Source organism: Ancylobacter sp. IITR112 (assembly GCF_041415945.1).
In the GTDB taxonomy this organism is placed as follows: Bacteria; Pseudomonadota; Alphaproteobacteria; order Rhizobiales; family Xanthobacteraceae; genus Ancylobacter.
The window spans coordinates 2,036,534-2,055,531 of the sequence record NZ_JBGCUS010000001.1; the positions used below are offsets into that span (position 1 = coordinate 2,036,534).

The window sequence follows — 18,998 nt, forward strand, 5'->3', positions numbered from 1 at the left end:
CTCGCCAACGGTTCGACCATGACCGCGCTCCGCATCACCCCCGAACGCTTCCCCATTCGCGGCACCTTCACCATCGCCCGCGGCTCGAAGACCGAGGCCGCCGTCGTCACCGTCGAACTGCGCGACGGGGCGCATGTGGGGCGGGGCGAATGCGTGCCCTATGCCCGCTATGGCGAGAGCGTGGAGGGCGTCGTCGCCCAGCTCGCCGCGCTGGAAAAGCTGGTCGCCGAGGGGCTGCGGCGCGAGGATCTGATGAGCGTTCTGCCGCCCGGCGCGGCGCGCAACGCCATCGACTGCGCCATGTGGGACCTCGACGCCAAGCGGTCGCGGATGCGCGCCTTCGAGATGGCCGGCCTGCCGGCGCCGCAGCCGGTGGTCACCGCCTATACGCTGAGCCTCGACACGCCGGACGCGATGGCGCGGGCGGCGCGCGCGGCGATCGAGGAAGCGGGGCACGAACTGCTCAAGCTCAAGCTCGGCGCGGAGGGCGATGTCGCCCGCCTCAAGGCCATCCGTGCGGCGGTGCCGCAGGCGCGGCTGATCGTCGACGCCAATGAAGGCTGGACGGGCGACAGCCTGGAGGCCCATCTCGCCGCCTGCGCCAAGGTGGGGGTCGAACTGGTGGAACAGCCCCTGCCCGCCGCCGACGATGCGTCCCTGGCGAACATCAACCGCCCCGTGCCGGTCTGCGCCGATGAGAGCGCGCACGGGCTGGAGAGCCTCGACGCGCTCGCCGGCCGCTATGACGCGCTCAACATCAAGCTCGACAAGACCGGTGGGCTCACCGAGGCGCTGCTGCTCGCCCGCGCCGCGCAGGCGGCCGGGCTCGACATCATGGTCGGCTGCATGGTCGGCACCTCGCTCGCCATGGCGCCGGCGCTGCTGCTCACCCCGCTGGCGCGGTTCGTCGATCTCGACGGCCCGCTGCTGCTGGCGGCCGACCGCACCCCGGCGCTGCGCTATGAGGGCAGCCTCGTCTACCCGCCCGAACCCGCGCTCTGGGGCTGACGCAGCCGCCCGGCGAGGAGCGCGAGCCCCGTTCCCGCCAGCGCCAGCCCGGCGGAGGCGACGAACGCGCCCGGTCCGAAACCCTGCCACAGCGACCCAGCGACGAGCGTTGCCCCCGCCATGGCGATTGCCGTCGCCCAGGCCGCCAGCGCCTGCACGCTCGCCCCGCGCCCGGGCGGGGCATGGCGGGCGACCAGTTCCACCGCGCCGAGATAGGTGCAGCCGAAGGTCAAGGCGTGCAGCGGCTGCAAGAGGAGCAGGAACAGCAGCGGCGGATCCATCGCCATGACGGAAAAGCGCAGCACCCCGGCCAGCCCTCCGATCAGCAGCAGCTTTTCCGGCCCCAGCCGCCGCGTCACCCGCGTGCCGTAATGGAACAGCACCACCTCCGCCAGCACGCCGAGCGACCAGAGCAGGCCGATCAGCGTGCTGGACAGCCCCTTGCCCTGCCACATCAGCGAGGCGAAGGCGTAGAGCACCGCGTGCGCGCTCTGCACCAGCGCCGCCGCCGCCATGCCGACGAACAGCACCGGCGCGAGGCCCTTCAGCGCCGAGGGGCGCCGGGCCGGGCCGCCAGGGGGCATCTCATGCGGCGCCGGGCGCACCTCGCGCAGCGTCGCCGCCGCCAGCGCCGCCGCGACGCTGGCCGCCACGATCAGCCAGATCACCGTGTCCGGCGGCACCGCGACGAGAAACGCCCCGCCGAGCAGGCCGCCGGCCAGCAGGTTGCCGCCAATGAAGGCCATGGAACCCCAGAGCCGCACCCGTCCATAGTCGATCAGACCCTCGCGCCGGCGCGCCACCGCATAGGCGTCGAGCACCGGCAGGCTGGGCTGCCAGAACACGGCGGCGAGGCCGAGCCCGATGAGGATGAAGCTGGCGCTGGGGGCGAAGGCGATGCCGGCGAAGCACAGGGCGGTGGCGGCGGCATAGATGATGAGCGTCGCGCGCGGGCGCCCGCTGCGGTCGGCCAGCAGGCCGCCGAGCGGCATGGTGACGAGGCGCACCACCTGCGGCACGGCGAGCGCCAGCGCGATCATCGCCGCGTCGAAGCCCCGCCCTTCCAGCCAGACCGGGAAGAACGGCATGAACACGCCAATGCCGAAGAACAGCCCGGCATAGGCGGCGGAGATGGCGTGGCGGGGGGCGATGAGGGGCACGGGACGGCTCGCGGAAGCCTTCCCGGCTTAGCAGGCCGCGCGTCGCCGCACCACTGGCGTGCTCACCACCAGGCGTGGAAGTGGTGCACCGGCCCGTGCCCCTGGCCGATGGCGAGTTCTTCCGAGCGGGCCAGCGCCTTGGTCAGGTAGTCCTTCGCCGCCGCCACCGCCTCGCGCAGCCCAAGCCCCTTGGCGAGGCCGGCGGCGATGGCGGAGGACAGGGTGCAGCCGGTGCCATGGGTGTTGCGGGTGACGATGCGCGGCGCGGTGAACTCCACGAAGCCTTCCGAATCGAGCAGCACGTCGACGCTTTCCGGTCCCTCGCCATGGCCGCCCTTGATCAGCACCGCGCGCGGGCCCATGGCGAGCAGAAGCTGCGCCTGCGCCCGCACGCCGGCGAGATCTTCGGCCAGTGCTGCGTCGAGCAGGGCGGCGGCTTCCGGCAGGTTCGGGGTGATCAGCAGCGCCTGCGGCAGCAATTCGCGGCGCAGCGTGTCGATGGCTTCCGGCACCAGCAGCCGGTCGCCGGAGGCGGCGATCATCACGGGGTCGAGCACCACGGTCGCCGCGCCGTGCCGCGCGAGGCCCTTTGCCACCTCGATGATCGCCTCGGGGCGAGAGAGCATGCCGATCTTCACCGCATCGACCGCGAGATCGGACAGCACCGCGTCGATCTGCGCCGCGATGAAGGCGGGCGGCACGTCGTGAATGCCGGTGACGCCGCGCGTGTTCTGCGCGGTGAGCGCGGTGATGACGCTGGCGCCATAGACGCCGAGCGCGGAAAAGGTCTTGAGATCGGCCTGGATGCCGGCGCCGCCGCCGCTGTCCGAGCCCGCCATCGTCACCGCAATCGGTGTGGAGCCTGCCATGCTACGCCTCCCCTCGCCGCGCGGGGTGGAGGCGTCGCGACGGGAGACCGGCACCCGGCGCGCGCGATCCGTTCCCTCCGCCGGCATGACCCGGATCAGGTTCGTGGGTTGGCAGCGCGCCCGCGGGCCCGCCTGTGCCTCTCAGCCCGCCGCGCCTTCGCGCCTTGGGCACCCCAACGTGATCGTCCTGCGCGAGATAGGCGAGGACGCGCACGCGCGCAAGGCGTCGTCGCGCCAGGACCGAGCGGGGCTTGCGCCGCCCTCCGCCTTCTGTTTCCTATCGGCCTCCCGATCGACGCTCCCGCCCCCAGCCGGAAGACCGCCATGGTTCCCTTCTTCATGCAGATCAAATGTCAGCTCGGCCGCGCCTATGAGGTGGCGAACGCCATCGCCGACGCCGAGATCGCCTCGGAGATCTATTCCACCGCCGGCGAGTTCGACCTGCTGGTCAAGTTCTATGTGCCCGAAGGCACCGATATCGGCCATTTCGTCAATGAGAAGGTGCAGCTCTTCCCCGGCATCCAGGACACACGCACGCTGATCACCTTCAAGGCGTTCTGAGCGCCGTCACGGCGCCGGCGCGGCGGGCGGGGTCGAGGCCGCCTCGTCCTGCGTCCGGTCGATGCCGAGCTGGCGCTCGCGCCAGATGACGAACAGCCCGGCGCCGATGACGATGGCGCCGCCAAGCAGCACGAGCAGCGGCGGCACCTCGGCGAACAGCACGAAGCCGAGCACCAGCGACCACAGCATGGCGGAATAGGCGAAGGGCGCCACGACCGAGGCCGGGGCGTAGCGGTAGCTCTCGGTGAGCAATATCTGCCCGACCCCGCCGAGAAAGCCGATGGTCAGCAGCAGCGCCCCTTCCCGCCCGCTCGGCAGCACCCAGCCCCAGCCGGCGGTGGCAAGCCCCGCCAGCGCGGCCAGCGCCTGGAAATAGAACACGATCGAGGCGGTGGTCTCGGTCTGGGTGAGGCGGCGCACCTGCACCATCGCCCCGGCGGTGAACGCCGCCGCCATCAGCGCCAGCAGCGCACCGATGAGATGGCCGGGCGTGTCGAAGGAGCCATGCATGTGTGGCCACAGCATCACCACCACCCCGCCGAGCCCCACCGCCACCGCCACCCAGCGATAAATCTGCACCCGCTCGCCCAGCAGCAGCGCCGCCAGCATGACGGTGAGCAGCGGCGAGGCGAAGCTGATGGCGGTGGCGTCCGCCAGCGGGAGCCGCGCCAGCGCCGCGAAGCTCAGCCCCATGGCGCACACGCCGATGGTGCCGCGGAGAATATGGCCGAGCGGGTTGGCGGTGCGCACCGCCGCTCCGATCTCGCCCCGCCACGCCAGCAGGGCCAGCAGCGGGAACAGCGCGAAGAAGGAGCGTGAGAACACCACTTCGCCGGTCGGAACATGATCCGAGACGATGCGGACAAGGGCCGACATGATGGTGAAGAGGAACGTCGCGCCGACCTGCAGCGCGATGCCCTTGAGCGCGTTCATGATGCCGCCATGGAGCACGGTTCCCGGCGCCCCGCAAGCGCGCCGAAAGGCTTAATCATCAGGGGAACGGATCGCCCCCCGCCAGCGCGATGCCGCCGAAGACGACGAGCCCCGCCAGAGCGAGGCAGGCGAGCGCAAGGCCGACCCGGCCCGGCGTCGCCGGCGCCCGGTCGTCATAACGCCCGGCCGGCTTGGTGCCCGTGATCATGGCGCGGATGAGATTGTCGCGGCCGAACAGCGAATAGGCGATGTTGCTTGCCACATGCAGGCCGATCAGCGCCAGCAGATAGGGGTAGAGCCTCTGGTGCCAGACAGAGGCGGCTCGAATGGTCTCGTCGCTCGCCACCGATGTCATCGGGCCGTAGACGATGATGTCGTCGCTGGTGAACAGGCCGGTAAGCCCCTGCGCCGCCACCAGCCCCAGCAGCGCCATTACCACCCAGCCGCCGAGCGGATTATGGCCGAGAAAATGCTGCGGCCGTCCCCTGAGTAGGCTCGCCGCATAGCGCAGCACGGCGCGCGGGCCGCGCAGGAAGCCGGCAAAGCGCGCCGTCGAACCGCCGACCAGCCCCCACAGCAGGCGGAACACCACCACCACGAGGATGGCGAGGCCGTTCCACTGGTGCCAGACCAGCCCGGCATCGCCATAATAGCGGCTGAGAAAGGCGAGCCCGACCAGCGCGGCCAGCCCCCATTTGGCCAGCCGCGTCGGCAGGTCCCACGCCAGCAGCGGCGCCGGCGCGGGAGGGGTCACGCGATCCCCCGTCAATTCTTCTGCCGGTAATTGTCGTGGCAGGCGCCGCAATTGCGGATCACGCCGGGAAAGTTCGCCTTGAAGCTGGCCTCATCGGTGATCGCCGCGCGGGCGGCGGCGGCGTCGGTGCCGAGTTCGGCGAAGCGGGCGTCGAAATCCGCCTTGTTGCTCCAGATCGCCGGCAGCGCGTCGCTGTCGGGATCGGAATCGGAGCCCGCCGGGAACAGGCCCGGCAGCACTTTGGCGTTCTTGACATAGATCTCGAGCGCGGCCTGCACCTGGGCGAGATCGAAGGGCACGCTGCCGCGCAGCATGCCGCCGACCGGCTTGGTGACATCGCCGAACTGCTTCAGCAGCGCCTGGCGCTCCTTCACGACATCGGTCTGGGCGACCGCCAGGCTGGCGGCAAAAGCGGTGATCATGCCGGCTGCAAGCGCAACCGTCAGGCGGCGGACCATGAAAAGCTCCCTCATTCACGCGCCGGACGGCGCGCGCGCCTCACGAGCTTATTGGCCGGAGGTAGGATGGCAATGAGTGCGGCGTCCCGGTCGCGCGCTCGTGATGCGAAAAGCCTGTATGGTGAATACCTAATGCCTCTTGCGGATCGTGGTTTTCCGCATTTTCATCGGCACGCAATGACCCTACGTCAAAAGAACAGCCGTCAAAGAGAGAGAAACGCCATGTCGATCCGCACCATCCTGCTGCACGCCGCCCCGGATTCGGGCTTCAACGACCGTCTGGCCTTCGCTGTCGGGCTGGCGCGCCAGACCGGCGGCCAGCTCAAGGCGGTCTACACGCTCTACCCTGCCGGGGTGCCGCGCGTCGGCCGGGCGCTCTCCATCTATGTGAATGAACTGGTGCATGAGGCGCGCGAGAAGGAAGCCGCCCTGAAGGCGCAGTTCGAGGCCGCGATCACGGAGGCCGGGGTAAAGGGCGACTGGCACACGGTCGAGGGCGAGGTCACCGCCGCGCTGCGCGACGAAGTCACTTTCGCCGATGTCACGGTGGTGAGCGAAACCCGCTACGGCACGGTGGATGACGAACTCGCCGCCACCCTGCCGGAGCATCTCGCCCTCGCCTGCAACGGCCCGATCATCGTGGTGCCGACCGCCAAGCCGGTGCCGACCCGCCTCGGCAAGGTGGTGGTGGCGTGGAAACCCTCGCGCGAGGCCGGCCATGCCGTGCGCTTCGCCCTGCCGGTGCTCGCCCTCGCCGACGAGGTGGACGTACTCACCGTCCAGGAGAGCAAGGCCGATGTCGCCGCCTCCGGCGCCCGGCTGACCGCCTATCTCGCCAGCCACGGCGTCAACGCCAAGCATCACCATGTCGCGCAGGGCCACGCCAATGTGGTCATCCCGCAGGAGGTGCAGAAACTGGGCGCCGACCTGCTGGTGATGGGCATCTATAGCCGCTCGCGCCTCGCGGAAATGATCCTGGGCGGCGTCACCGCCTCGCTGCTGGTCGATCCGCCGGCGCCGCTGTTCGTCGCCCACTGAGCCCGGCGCGCCGGCCTCGCTTCGCCTCGCCGCCGGCTCCCGCAAGGGGCCGGCGGTTTCGTTTGGCGGCTATGGGGCGGCTTTCGGGTTGCGGCAGGCGCCTGCACGCCCTAGCTGTGGCGCGCCGTTCCGGCGTTGCGCGAGGAAACCAAGGTGCCGCTGTCGTCCCAGCTTTTGCCGCTGTTCCTGTTCGCCCTCGCCGGCGCGCTCACGCCGGGCCCGAACAACATGATCTCGGCCGGCTCCGGCGCCGCCTTCGGCTTTCGCCGCACCCTGCCGCAGATCTGGGGCGTCACTTTCGGCTTCGCGGTCATGGTGGTGGCGATCGGGCTGGGGCTGGGCACGCTGTTTCTCGCCATCCCCTATATGCACCAGACGCTGAAGATCGTCGGCTCGCTCTATCTGCTCTACCTCGCCTGGAAGATCGCAAACGCCGACGGTCCGGGCGGGGGCGCGGCGGTGGAACAGCCGATGACGCTGCTGCAATCGGCGCTGTTCCAATGGGTGAACCCGAAGGCGTGGACCATCGCGCTGTCCATCGTGCCGGCCTTCACCACCGTCGGGGGCGAGGACCTGTTCGCCGAAGTGGCGATGATCGCGCTGGTCTCCGGCATCGTCACCTTTCCCAGCCTGTGCCTGTGGGCGGGGTTCGGCGCGCTGCTCGCCCGGCTGCTCTCCACCCCGCGACAGCAGCGCCTCGTCAACTACGCCATGGCGGCGCTGGTGGCGGCGAGTGTGGTGATGCTGTTCCTCTGACAAGCCCTCGTGAACCGTGCAGCGCAGCATCGTCATAAAAACGTGATGCGAGTCGGGCTTATGCTGACGCATGGAGACATTGCCCAGCCCATTTGCGGGCCTGATCGAGGGGGCTTCCGAGGTGAACGACGCACCCGAGGCACGCCGCTATCGCAGCCTGTTCCTGTCCGACGTTCATCTGGGCACCAAGGGCTGTCAGGCTGATCTGCTGCTCGACTTCCTGCGCTATCACGATGCCGACACGATCTATCTCGTCGGCGACATCGTCGATGGCTGGCGCCTGCGCGCCGGCTGGTACTGGCCGCAGACGCATAATGACGTGGTGCAGAAGCTGCTGCGCAAGAGCCGCAAGGGCACCCGCATGGTCTATCTGCCGGGGAATCACGACGAATTCCTCCGCGACTATTACGGCAACCATTTCGGCGGCATCGAAGTGGTCGAGACGGCGATCCATGAAGCCGCCAATGGCAAGCGCTACCTCGTCATCCATGGCGACGTGTTCGACGTGGTGGTGCGTCACGCCCGCTGGCTCGCCTTCCTCGGCGACGGCGCCTACACCGCCGCGCTCGGCCTCAACACCTATCTCAACTGGCTCCGCCGCAAATTCGGCTTTCCCTATTGGTCGCTGAGCCAGTGGGCCAAGCTGAAGGTGAAGAACGCCGTCAATTTCATTGGCCGCTTCGAGGAAGCGGTCGCCACCGAGGCGCGCCGTCACAAGGTCGATGGCGTGGTGTGCGGGCACATCCATCACGCGGTCATTCACGACAGCTTCGGCGTCGAGTATGTTAATTGCGGCGACTGGGTGGAAAGCTGCACGGCGATCGTCGAACATGCCGACGGGCGCTTCGAACTGATCGACTGGGCCCGCCAGACCCGGGCGCGGGTGAAGGCGCCGCTGCTGCTCGAACGGCCGAAGGTCGCCGCCTGATGCACATTCTCGTCGCCACCGATGCGTGGCTGCCGCAGGTCAATGGCGTCGTGCGCTCGCTGCAGAACACGGCGCGCGAAGCCGCCGCGCTCGGCGCGCGGATCGACTTCCTCACCCCGGCCGATTTCCGCACCGTGCCGATGCCGACCTATCCGGAAATCCGGCTGGCGCTGGCGACGCCCGGGCGGGTGCGTCGGCGGATGGACGAGATCGGCGCCGACTATGTCCACATCGCCACCGAAGGGCCAATCGGCATCATGGCGCGCCGCGCCTGCCTCAGCCGCGGGCAGACCTTCACCACCAGCTACCACACGCGCTTTCCCGAATATCTTTCCGCCCGCGCGCCGGTGCCGGAAGTGCTGTCCTATGCCTGGCTGCGGCGCTTCCACAATGCCGGCGCCGGCATCATGGTCTCTACCCCGACGCTGGAGGCGGAGCTGCGCGGGCGCGGCTTCCGCAACATCCTGCGCTGGTCGCGCGGGGTCGATGCCGAGCTGTTCCGCCCGCGCCCGGAAGCGGAGATGGACGCGCTCATTGCCGCCCTGCCCCGCCCGATCTTCCTCTCGGTCGGCCGGGTGGCGGTGGAGAAGAACATCTCCGCCTTCCTCGACCTCGACCTGCCCGGCTCGAAAGTGGTGGTCGGCGACGGCCCGGCCCGCGCCGAGTTGCAGACGCGGCACCCCGGCGTGCATTTTCTCGGGCTGCGGGAAGGTGAAGCGCTCGCCCGCATCTATGCGGCGGCGGATGTCTTTGTCTTCCCCAGCCTCACCGACACGTTCGGCATCGTGCTGCTGGAAGCGCTGGCGAGCGGCCTGCCCGTCGCCGCCTTCCCCGTCACCGGGCCGAGGGATGTGATCGGCGAGGCGGGCACCGATGGCAGCCCGCCGGTCGGCGTGCTCTCCGACGATCTGCGGCGCGCGGCGCTGGACGCTCTCGCGCTCGACCGCGCGGCGGCGCGCGCCTATGCGCTGCGCTTTTCCTGGCGCGCCTGCACCGAGCAGTTCCTCAACAATATCGAGGCCGCCCACGCCCACGCGCTGGCCCGCCGCGCTGCGGGCTGAGGCTCAGGCGGCCGCGAGGCAGCGGGCGAAGGTGGCCGCGTCCACATTGCCGCCCGACAGCACCAGTACGGCGAGCTTGTCCTTGAGGTCCACGCGGCCCGCCAGCACGGCGGCGAGCGTCACCGCCCCGCCGGGCTCCACCACCAGCTTGAACTCCTCGAAGGCGAAGGCCACCGCCCGCGCCACTTCCTCGTCGGTGGCGGACACGCCGGCGCCGACGAGCCGCGAGGAAATCTCGAAGGTCAGCCGCCCCGGCGTCGCCGCCAGCAGCGCGTCGCAGAACGAGCCGGTCGCCTGATTGTTTCGCTCGCGCCCGCCGGAACGGAAGGAGCGGGCGTGATCGTCGAAACCGGCCGGCTCGGCGGTCATCACCTGCACCTCGGGGAAATGGTGCTTCACCGCCAGTGCGATGCCGGAGACGAGCCCGCCGCCGGAGGCATTGGCCAGCACCAGATCGGGGGCGAGGCCGCGCGCGGCGAGGTCTTCGGCGATTTCCAGCCCCACCGTGCCCTGACCGGCGATGATGTGGAAATCATCATAGGGCGGCACGAACACCGCCCCCCGCGCCCGCGCGATCTCGCCGGCGATGGCGTCGCGGTCGTCGGTCTCGCGGTCATACTCCACCACCTCGCCGCCAAAGGCGATGGTGCGCGCCTTCTTCATCGCCGGCGCGTCCTTCGGCATGACGATGACGGAAGACATGCCCATCAGCGTCGCCGCCGCCGCCACGCCCTGCGCGTGATTGCCGGAGGAACAGGCGACCACCCCGCCGGCGCGCTCGCCTTCGGGAATGCGGGAGATGCGGTTATAGGCACCGCGGAACTTGAACGAGCCGGTGCGCTGCAGCACCTCCGGCTTGAGGAAGACCCGTCCGCCGGTCAGGGCATCGAGCCGCGGGCTGGAGAGGAGCGGCGTGCGCACCGCGACGCCGGCGAGGCGTTCGGCGGCGGAGACGACATCGTCATAACGGGGAAGAGGGCTGTGCATCATGGGCGCAGCTTACTGCCGAGGGGCCCGGCGCGCATGTGTTTTCCCGCCTGATCCGCCGCGTTTTTCGCGCCCGCTTGCGCCCGCCCGCCGGGCCGACCTACATACATCTCGCACAAGCGAAACGGGAGCAGGCATGTCGGGCCGAACGCGCAGTCTCGATCGGGGCGACATGGACGCCGGGGCGCAGGCGATCACCGGCCAGCTTGGCCGCACCATCCAGCGCCTGCGCAAGGCCTATAATCTCTCGCTGTCGGAGCTTTCCGAACAATCCGGCGTCGCCAAGTCGATCATCAGCCAGATCGAGCGCAACGAGACCAACCCGACGCTCGCCACCGTCTGGCGGCTGTCGCAGGCGCTCGACATGTCGATCGACCGTTTCATGGCCGCGACCGATGACGAGCCCTTTGTCGAGCACCTCACCCGCGCCGACACGCCGATCCTGGTGTCGGAGGACGGCAAGTGCCGGCTCACCATCACCGGCTGGATCAAGACGGTGGAATGGCTGCAATGGTTCGATTTCGTCGCCGGGCCGGGCGGCGAGCTGATCTCCGACGGCCACCAGCGCGGCTCGGTGGAATGCCTGTCGGTGCTGTCCGGCGAATTGCAGGTGGAATGCGGTGATGTGACCGAGACCGCCCGCGCCGGCGAGACGCTGCGCTATCGCTGCGACCGCCGCCACGTCATCCGCAACCTCACCACGGAACCCGCCCACGCCACCATGGTCTGCCTGCTCAAGGCCGCCGTGCTGGATTGAGCGGCGGAACGCAAACGGGCGCCCGAGGCGCCCGTTTCTGAACTTTCCAGACCCGTTATCCCAAGGCCGGGCTTTACCCGGGCACCCCGCCTTGCGACCTCGCACGAGTGGCAGGCTGCCCTCCCGGGTCAAGCCCGGGGATGAGGGCCCCTGGGAGATCAGGGGCCTTTGGGAGATCAGGGGCCCTTGAGCTGGGGCCTTCGAACGGGGGTAACGGAGAGGTTGCGCTCTTCCCCGACGATCAGTTCATCTTGCCCAGCGAGATGAACTGGGTTTCGCCCGACGAGCCGTCGACGCCGTCATTGTCGGTGACGATGAAGCCATTGCCGTCAACGTCGATGGCGAAGCTCTCGACCTTGTCGAGCACATAGCCGTTCGGCGCCTTGAGCAGCGGCAGCAGGTCCTTGACCTCGCTCTTGACCAGCACCGGCGGGGTCGCCTCGGCGCCGAGCGCCACCGGCTTCACATCCTTGAGCGAGACAAAGGCGAGCTTCTTGATCGCCGCATCGGCGCCGATCTGGTTGTCGCGCTCGATGACGATCAGCCCGTCCTTGTAGGGGGTCAGTTCGGACAGGCCGACCCAGCCCTTGGCGGCCTTGTCGAGCGGGTAGCGCACGACGCCCCAGCTCTTGTCGGCCGGCTTGTAGGCGATGAGCTTGGTGAAGCCCTTCGGATCGTCCTTCCACTCGCGCTGCACGGCGATCCACACCGTCTCGTCGGCGCCGGTGCCGACCACCGCGACGCCCTCGAAGCCGAAGCGGCCGGCCTGCGCCGCCACCGCCTCGGGGAGCGCGATCTCCTCCGCGATGGCGCCATCCGCGCCGACACGCAGCAGCAGATTCTGCGTCGCCTTCTCCTTCTTCTCCGGGTTGCCCTCGGAGACGATCCAGAAGCCGCCTTCGGGACGCACCGCAATGCCTTCGAGGTCGAGCCCCTTGGCCGGGGCGCCGTCCTTGGTCACAACTGTCGCGGCGGTGATCTTCGCCGGCTTAGCATTGGCGTCCACGGTGAGGATGCGCGCCTGCGCATAGGCGCTGTCGGTCACGGCATAGAGCTTGCCCGGCTCCTTGGCATCGGCAGCGAAGCCCGAGAGTGCCGACCACCAGATCGGCAGGCCGTCCGGGCCGTCGACCGAGAGCAGGGTGGGATAGGCGGCCGTGGCGCCGGGCTGGCGCTGATAGAGCGTGACGACCGAGCCGATGCCGCCATCCTCGCGGTTGTCGGTTTCGGCGGCGGTGACGAACAGGTCGCGCTTGGGCAGCGCCACCAGCCCTTCCGGCCCGATGCCGCCGGGCAGCACCTGCAGGAATTCCGGCGCCGCGCCGGGGCCCTTGTCGCGATAGACGAAGACCAGCGAGCCGCGCTCGGAGGCGACGAAGATCAGGCGGTCATCGCCGAAGGTCGCGACTTCCGCGCCCTCCATCTCGATGCCCTTCTTGTTGCGCTTCTCGGGATAATGGCCGAGGCGCACCGCCATGTGCTCGGGCGCCGTGCCGCTCTCGAACAGCAGCTTGCCGGTCTTGTCGAAGATGGAGAAGCCGCGCGTGCCGCCCTTCCAGTCGCCTTCATTGGCGATGACGAAGCGCTCATCGTCGATCCACTGCACGGTGTCGGGTTCGCGCGGCACCGCCTTCATCGAGCCGGAGAGGTCGATCACCCCGTCCTTCTTGGTGTCGATCTTGTCGAGGTCCACCGTGCCGGCGGAGAAATGCGAGAGGATCTTGCCGGTGGGCAGGTCGACCACGACGATGTGGTTGTTTTCCTGCAGCGTGACCACGACCTCGTTGCGGGAATTGATGTCGACATATTCCGGCTCCGGGTCCTCGGGCGCGATCGCCGCGAGACCGGTGAGGTCGATCACCTTCTTGGAGGCGTCAACGACGCGGCCATCCTTCACCTCGAAGGTGGTGAGGTTGCCGGCCGGAAGCTGCGGCAGCGCGCCGTCATTGATGTCCTCGTCGCGCTCGTTTTCGATGGCGATGGCGAGGTAGCTGCCGTCCGGGCTCTTGGTGATCGAATCCGGCTGGCCGCCGAGGTCGATCTTGTCTTCGACCTTGCGGGTGGCGAGGTCCACCACCGCGAGATGGCCCGAGGGCTTGGACTTCGATTCGGAGGTGTTGACGCCGACATAGGCCTTGGAGCCGATCACGACAGTCGTGGTGGGCTCGCCGTCGAGCGCGACCACGCCGGCCGCCTTCGGCGCCGCCGGATCGGTAATGTCGATGAAACCGATGCGCTGGCCGGGGCTGTCGCTATAGATCAGCGTGTTGCCATCCTCGGTATAGGTGATGATCTCGGCCGCGGTCGACTTGGTCGGGTCGACGCCCGTCGGCAGATTGTCCACCACGTTGAAGGTGGCGATCCGGTTGAACGGCGCCTCGGCCGCGAGCACGGGGGCGGTCAGGGCGACGAGGGCGAGCACCGCGGCGGAGGCAGTGGCGAGAAGCATCGGGCGCATGAGGGTCTCCGATCGGATACGGGCGGGTCGGCCCGCGCTGCTGCGGTTCAAACGCCTCCCCATGACAAAGGGATGACGAAGCGCCGGCACCAGCAGCGGCGGCACAGACACGCCGCTGCGGTAGCCAGGCGCCGTGCGGCAGCGAAACCGCAACACCCGGCATCGGCCTTTGCGTCAGCGGGCGTGTATTCGACTTTCGGACGAAAGGATTACAGTAAAAATCATGAATTAGGGCTTGCACTCGGTCTTGCGGCATCGTCTCCTTGTCGCATCGGGACAAGGCGCCGAAGCGCCGCCCGGCGGGGTCGACCCGCGAGGAAACGCCAGAGGAGGTACCGCCCATGACCGAAACGTCAGGGAAGATCACGGACGCGCGTCCGGATGTCCGCACCAGCCGTCGCCGCTTCATCACCACCGCCGCGGCGGTCGCCGCCGGCGCCACCATCGCCGCCCCGGCCGTGCACGCACAGGCGCCGATCAAGCTGAAATTCCAGTCCACCTGGCCGAACAAGGACATTTTCCACGAATTCGCCGGCGACTATGTGAAGCGCGTCAACGCCATGACCGGCGGGCGCGTCGAGCTTGAAATCCTGCCGGCCGGCTCGGTTGTCCCGGCGTTCCAGATGCTGGACGCGGTATCCTCCGGCATTCTCGACGGCGGCCACGGCGTCGCCGCCTATTGGTACGGCAAGAGCAAGGCGTTCTCGCTGTTCGGCACCGCGCCGGCCTTTGGCTGGGACGCGGACGAACTGCTCGGCTGGGTCCGCTTCGGCGGCGGCCAGGAACTCTATGACGATCTGGTGCAGAACACGCTGAAGCTGAATGTCGTCGGCATGCTGACCGGGCCGATGCCCAGCCAGCCGCTGGGCTGGTTCAAGAAGGAGATCACCAGCGCCGACGACATGAAGGGCATGAAATACCGCACGGTGGGCCTCGGCGCCGACCTGTTCAAGGAGTTCGGCGCAGCGGTGACGATCGTCCCCGGCGGCGAAATCGTGCCGGCGATCGACCGCGGCCTGCTCGACGGCGCGGAGTTCAACAACCCCTCCTCCGACCTCATCCTCGGCTTCCCGGACGTGGCCAAGGTCTACATGCTCGGCAGCTATCACCAGGCGCTCGAATGCTTCGAGATCCTGTTCAACAAGACCAAGTTCGACAGCCTGCCGAACGACGTGCAGGAAATTCTGCGCGGCGCCTCCGACGCCACCTCCTCCACCATGATGTGGAAGGCGCAGGACCGCTATTCCAAGGACCTCGAAGCCATCAAGGCGCGCGGCGTCAAGGTGCTGCCGACGCCCAAGGCGGTGCTGGAAGCCCAGCTCAAGGCCTGGGACGTGGTGATCGCCAACCTGTCGGCCGATCCGGTGTTCAAGAAGGTGGTCGACAGCCAGAAGGAATGGGCCAAGCGCATTGTCGGCTTCCGGCTGGAATATGAGCCGGATTCCAAATTCGCCTACGACCACTTCTTCAAGTCGGCCTGATCTGCGGTCGCGTGCGCCCCTCTCCGGCAACGGAGAGGGGCTTTTGGTTTCGGTAGCTGCCGCTATCCGCCCAAATCGTGCTGTCGAGCGCCGCGTGGCGGGACGATGCCGCGCGCCTGCGCGGCCACCCGCACGGACCGCGCCACCCGACGACGTGCCACAAGAGGCCCCCCATGCAATCCATCCTACTCGGCGTCGATCGGCTGAACGCCTTCATCGGCAAGCTGTTCGCCTGGTGCATCGTCATCCTGATGGCGGCGATCTGCTACGAGGTGTTCTGCCGCTACGTGCTGCGCGACCCCACCACCTGGGCGTATGATGTCAGCCTGATGCTCTATGGCGCGCTGTTCATGATGGCCGGCGCCTACACGCTCTCGCGCAACGGCCATGTGCGCGGCGATTTCATCTATCGCAAATGGTCGCCGCGCACCCAGGCCAAGAGCGACCTCACCCTGTACTTCCTGTTCTACTTCCCCGGCATCCTGGCGCTGATCTATTCGGGCTGGGGCTATTTCTACCTGTCCTATCTGCTGAACGAGCACTCCTCCTTCAGCCCGGAAGGACCGGTGATCTGGCCGTTCAAGGCGCTGATCCCCATTACCGGGGTGATGATGCTGTTGCAGGGCATCGTCGAGGTGGTGCGCTGCGGCATCTGCATCCGCGACGGTGAATGGCCGCAGCGCCTGCACGATGTCGAGGAACTGGAAAAGGTCATTCTCGACGAGGCGGCGGCCAAGGCGGAAGCCGAGGAAGCCCTGCTCAACGCCACCGAGCGCGAATCCACCACGCGGGGGTCCCTGTGATGTTTCTCTCCGATCCCGCGCTCGGCATGCTGATGCTGGTGCTGTTTCTCATCCTGCTGATGCTCGGCTTCCCGATCGCCTTCACGTTGATGGCCCTCGGTGTCGCCTTCGGCTACCTCTCCATCGGCGACGGCATCTTCCAGCTCTTTGTCCAGCGCACCTATTCGGTGATGGCGAACGACGTGCTCATCTCCATCCCGCTGTTCCTGTTCATGGGCTATGTGATCGAGCGGGCGAACATTCTTGACCGGCTGTTCCGCGCCATCCAGCTCGCCGCTGGCTGGATTCCCGGCTCGCTTGCCGTGGCGACGCTCATCACCTGCGCCCTGTTCGCCACCGCGACCGGCATTGTCGGCGCGGTGGTGACGCTGATGGGGCTGCTGGCCTTCCCGGCCATGCTGCGCGCCGGCTACGACACCAAGATCGCCTCGGGCGTGGTCTGCGCCGGCGGCTGCCTCGGCATCCTCATCCCGCCCAGCGTCATGCTCATTCTCTATGGCGCCACGGCCGGCGTGTCGGTGGTGAAGCTCTATGCCGCCGCCTTCATTCCCGGCATCACCCTGGCGGCGATGTATATCGGCTATGTCATCATCCGGGCGATGCTGAACCCGTCTCTGGCGCCGAAACTGCCGGAATCGGAGCGCAACGTCCCGGTGGCGACGATCATCTGGGCGCTGCTGACCTCGTTCCTGCCGCTGGTGGCGCTGATCATCACCGTGCTCGGCTGCATCATCTTCGGCCTGGCCACGCCGTCGGAGGCGGCGGCGGTCGGCGCCTTCGGCGCCATCCTGCTGGCGCTGGCCTACCGCACCTTCAGCCTGGAGAAGCTGAAGGATTCGGTGTTCCTCACCGCCCGCGCCTCGGCCATGGTGTGCTGGCTGTTCGTTGGCTCGGCGGTGTTCTCCGCCGTGTTCGCGCTGCTCGGCGGCCAGCGCCTGGTGGAAGAGTTCATCATGGGGCTGGACATCGGGCCGATCGGCTTCCTGATCCTCACCCAGGTCATCATCTTCGTGCTGGGCTGGCCGCTGGAATGGACGGAGATCATCGTGATCTTCCTGCCCATCTTCCTGCCGCTGCTCGACCATTTCGGCATCGACCCGATCTTCTTCGGGGTGCTGGTGGCGCTGAACCTGCAAACCTCGTTCCTGTCGCCGCCTGTGGCCATGGCGCCGTTCTACCTGAAAGGCGTGGCACCCAAGAGCGTCAGCATCGAGGAGATATTCTCCGGCGTCATGCCGTTCATCTTCATCGTCGTCTTCGCGATGGTGCTGCTCTATACCTTCCCGAACTTCGCGCTCTGGCTACCCAATTATCTCTATGGTGGGTGACGGCCGCGACCCAACAAAAGCAAACGGGCCCGCAAGGGCCCGTTTTCATGTCCGCCGGCCTTAACGTTCTCAGGCCGCCGGGGCGCGCGGATCGCCCGGCGCGGTTTTCCAGCCCAGCGCGGGGAATCGCACCACCCGCCGGCCGCGAAAATCCGCCTCGCAGACGAGATGGCCGCGCTCTTCCATATAGGTGAGCAGCCAGCGCCCGCGCGAGGGCGACCGGCTGCCATAGGCCTTCGCCAGCGCCTCGTCCGCCGGCGAGGGCGCGCCTTCCATGCCGGCGCGCGCCAGCAGCAGGAACACGCCCTGCATCTCCTCCGGCAGGCCCGCCGCCTGATCCACAGCCCGCGCCCAGCCCTCGTCGCCGTTGCGGGATTCCAGCCCGGCGCGGGCGATGGCGAGCCGGCGGGTGAAATCGGCGAGGTCCGGCACCTTGGAGCCGAGCCGGCGCACCCGGCAATGCACCAGGAAATCCGGGTACAGCGCGGCAGCGGAGCGGAACGGTGCCTCGGGATCGGAAACGAACTGGCGCACGATTTCCTCGACCAGCGCCTCGCGCTCGGCGGCGAAGGCGGCGGCGGCTTCGGGATCGACCGGCGCGGGCGCGGGCGGCGGAGCGTCCTCCAGCGTTTCAAGAATGGCGTCGGTGGCGGCGGGCTCGCTGCGGGCGGGCGGCGCAGGCAGCGGCTCGGTGCCGAGATCGTCGAAGATCAGGTCCTGGATCTCCGCCGTGCCGAGTTCCGGCGGCGGCAGCAGCGAGGGGCGCCCATTGCGGCTCGCCGTCTCGACATGGCCGATCTTCACCGCCACCGGGCGACGCGCCAGCGCCGGGCCGAGCGCGACGAAGGAGCCGGTGTTGAGATCGCGGAAACTCTCCGCCTGCCGCTTCTCCATGCCGAGCAGGTCGGCGGCGCGCGCCATGTCGATGTCGAGGAAGGTGCGCCCCATCAGGAAGTTGGAGGCTTCCGCCGCGACGTTCTTCGCCAGCTTGGCGAGGCGCTGGGTGGCGATGACGCCGGCAAGGCCGCGCTTGCGGCCGCGGCACATGAGATTGGTCATCGCCGAGAGCGAGACGCGCCGCGCCTCGTCGGAAATCTCGCCGCCGCCGGCGGGCGCGAAAAGCTGCGCCTCGTCCACCACCACCAGCATGGGAAACCAGTAGTCGCGGTCGGCGTCGAACAGGCCGTTGAGGAAAGCGGCGGCCGAGCGCATCTGCGCGTCGGCATCCAGCCCTTCGAGGTTGAACACGACAGAGGCGCGGTGCTTGCGGATGCGGGCGGCGATGCGCTGAATCTCGCCGGCGGTGCGCTCGGCGTCGATCACCACATGGCCGAAGCGCTCGGCCAGGCCGACGAAATCGCCTTCCGGGTCGATGATCGCCTGCTGCACATGGCCGGCGCTCTGTTCCAGCAGCCGGCGAAGCAGATGCGATTTTCCCGAGCCGGAATTGCCCTGCACCAGGAGGCGCGTGGACAGAAGCTCTTCCAGGTCGAGCCGAACCGGCTGTCCGGCGTTGCTGCTTCCAAGCTCGATACCGATCTTCATCTGCGCTGACGCATCCCTCAACCGGCCCTGCTCCGCCGCAGGGGCCGAATGGTTGGTTTGCCCGCCTCCCCAAGCCGAACAGTGCGGCGGGAGGCCGCTCCGGCCGCCGCGCC

18 protein-coding genes and 1 riboswitch are annotated in these 18,998 nt (G+C 68.4%); of the genes, 10 read left to right on the forward strand and 8 right to left on the reverse strand.

Going from position 1 to position 18,998, the window contains the following annotated elements:
- The first annotated feature begins 18 nt into the window (after positions 1-18).
- Positions 19-1,008, forward strand: coding sequence for an N-acetyl-D-Glu racemase DgcA (dgcA, locus tag AAC979_RS09905; RefSeq protein ID WP_371346666.1), 990 nt, complete (start codon positions 19-21; stop codon positions 1,006-1,008).
- On the opposite strand, the gene AAC979_RS09910 is transcribed toward dgcA, so the two are convergent.
- Positions 978-2,168: an MFS transporter gene (locus AAC979_RS09910; RefSeq protein WP_371346667.1), complete on the reverse strand. Its 1,191-nt coding sequence runs from the start codon at positions 2,166-2,168 to the stop codon at positions 978-980. The genes dgcA and AAC979_RS09910 overlap by 31 nt on opposite strands.
- Positions 2,169-2,230: 62 nt before the next feature.
- On the reverse strand, positions 2,231-3,037 hold the full coding sequence (thiD, locus tag AAC979_RS09915) for a bifunctional hydroxymethylpyrimidine kinase/phosphomethylpyrimidine kinase (RefSeq protein ID WP_371346668.1): 807 nt from the start codon (positions 3,035-3,037) through the stop codon (positions 2,231-2,233).
- A 55-nt stretch (positions 3,038-3,092) separates the two neighbouring features.
- Positions 3,093-3,223, reverse strand: a riboswitch (TPP riboswitch).
- 138 nt (positions 3,224-3,361) lie between these two features.
- On the opposite strand from thiD, the gene AAC979_RS09920 reads away from it, so the two are divergent.
- Positions 3,362-3,598, forward strand: coding sequence for an Lrp/AsnC ligand binding domain-containing protein (locus AAC979_RS09920; RefSeq protein ID WP_018391378.1), 237 nt, complete (start codon positions 3,362-3,364; stop codon positions 3,596-3,598).
- A 6-nt stretch (positions 3,599-3,604) separates the two neighbouring features.
- On the opposite strand, the gene AAC979_RS09925 is transcribed toward AAC979_RS09920, so the two are convergent.
- Genes AAC979_RS09925 through AAC979_RS09935 form a run of 3 tightly spaced genes read right to left on the reverse strand, consistent with a single transcriptional unit; the run spans position 3,605 to position 5,743 of the window.
- Positions 3,605-4,531 (reverse strand): DMT family transporter, encoded by a 927-nt coding sequence (locus tag AAC979_RS09925; RefSeq protein WP_371346669.1) that lies wholly within the window; start codon positions 4,529-4,531, stop codon positions 3,605-3,607.
- Between the two features lie 58 nt (positions 4,532-4,589).
- Positions 4,590-5,285 carry a cytochrome b/b6 domain-containing protein gene (locus AAC979_RS09930; RefSeq protein ID WP_371346670.1) on the reverse strand — a complete coding sequence of 232 codons (696 nt, stop codon included), beginning with the start codon at positions 5,283-5,285 and terminating at the stop codon, positions 4,590-4,592.
- A gap of 11 nt (positions 5,286-5,296) precedes the next feature.
- The gene (locus tag AAC979_RS09935) at positions 5,297-5,743 is read right to left on the reverse strand and encodes a cytochrome c (protein ID WP_371346671.1); all 447 of its coding nucleotides are present in this window, start codon (positions 5,741-5,743) and stop codon (positions 5,297-5,299) included.
- Between the two features lie 222 nt (positions 5,744-5,965).
- Between AAC979_RS09935 and AAC979_RS09940 the strand changes: the two genes are divergently transcribed.
- The 4 genes from AAC979_RS09940 (at position 5,966) to AAC979_RS09955 (ending at position 9,526) form a co-directional block, all read left to right on the forward strand.
- Positions 5,966-6,781, forward strand: coding sequence for a universal stress protein (locus tag AAC979_RS09940; protein ID WP_371346672.1), 816 nt, complete (start codon positions 5,966-5,968; stop codon positions 6,779-6,781).
- 153 nt (positions 6,782-6,934) lie between these two features.
- Positions 6,935-7,537: a LysE family translocator gene (locus AAC979_RS09945; RefSeq protein ID WP_371346673.1), complete on the forward strand. Its 603-nt coding sequence runs from the start codon at positions 6,935-6,937 to the stop codon at positions 7,535-7,537.
- A 70-nt stretch (positions 7,538-7,607) separates the two neighbouring features.
- Positions 7,608-8,465, forward strand: a complete 858-nt coding sequence (locus AAC979_RS09950; protein ID WP_371346674.1) for a UDP-2,3-diacylglucosamine diphosphatase — start codon at positions 7,608-7,610, stop codon at positions 8,463-8,465.
- Positions 8,465-9,526, forward strand: a complete 1,062-nt coding sequence (locus AAC979_RS09955) for a glycosyltransferase family 4 protein (RefSeq protein WP_371346675.1) — start codon at positions 8,465-8,467, stop codon at positions 9,524-9,526. Before AAC979_RS09950 ends, AAC979_RS09955 begins: the two co-directional genes overlap by 1 nt.
- A gap of 3 nt (positions 9,527-9,529) precedes the next feature.
- Here AAC979_RS09955 and AAC979_RS09960 read toward each other — a convergent pair whose 3' ends face one another.
- Entirely contained in the window at positions 9,530-10,513 is a 984-nt protein-coding gene (locus tag AAC979_RS09960) for a threonine/serine dehydratase (RefSeq protein WP_371349035.1), read from the reverse strand.
- Between the two features lie 136 nt (positions 10,514-10,649).
- Between AAC979_RS09960 and AAC979_RS09965 the strand changes: the two genes are divergently transcribed.
- Positions 10,650-11,270, forward strand: coding sequence for a helix-turn-helix domain-containing protein (locus AAC979_RS09965; RefSeq protein ID WP_371346676.1), 621 nt, complete (start codon positions 10,650-10,652; stop codon positions 11,268-11,270).
- A gap of 241 nt (positions 11,271-11,511) precedes the next feature.
- On the opposite strand, the gene AAC979_RS09970 is transcribed toward AAC979_RS09965, so the two are convergent.
- Complete coding sequence (locus AAC979_RS09970) at positions 11,512-13,728, reverse strand: esterase-like activity of phytase family protein (protein WP_371346677.1); 2,217 nt, start codon at positions 13,726-13,728, stop codon at positions 11,512-11,514.
- 341 nt (positions 13,729-14,069) lie between these two features.
- Between AAC979_RS09970 and AAC979_RS09975 the strand changes: the two genes are divergently transcribed.
- The 3 genes from AAC979_RS09975 (at position 14,070) to AAC979_RS09985 (ending at position 17,340) form a co-directional block, all read left to right on the forward strand.
- A complete protein-coding gene (locus AAC979_RS09975) occupies positions 14,070-15,209 on the forward strand; it encodes a TRAP transporter substrate-binding protein (protein ID WP_371346678.1) in 1,140 nt (379 codons plus the stop codon).
- Positions 15,210-15,382: 173 nt separating this feature from the next.
- The gene (locus AAC979_RS09980; RefSeq protein WP_371346679.1) at positions 15,383-16,012 is read left to right on the forward strand and encodes a TRAP transporter small permease subunit; all 630 of its coding nucleotides are present in this window, start codon (positions 15,383-15,385) and stop codon (positions 16,010-16,012) included.
- Complete coding sequence (locus AAC979_RS09985; protein ID WP_371346680.1) at positions 16,012-17,340, forward strand: TRAP transporter large permease subunit; 1,329 nt, start codon at positions 16,012-16,014, stop codon at positions 17,338-17,340. Before AAC979_RS09980 ends, AAC979_RS09985 begins: the two co-directional genes overlap by 1 nt.
- 69 nt (positions 17,341-17,409) lie before the next feature.
- Here the strand turns inward: AAC979_RS09985 and AAC979_RS09990 are convergent, their stop codons facing one another.
- A complete protein-coding gene (locus AAC979_RS09990; protein ID WP_371346681.1) occupies positions 17,410-18,885 on the reverse strand; it encodes an ATP-binding protein in 1,476 nt (491 codons plus the stop codon).
- Positions 18,886-18,998 lie beyond the last annotated feature (113 nt).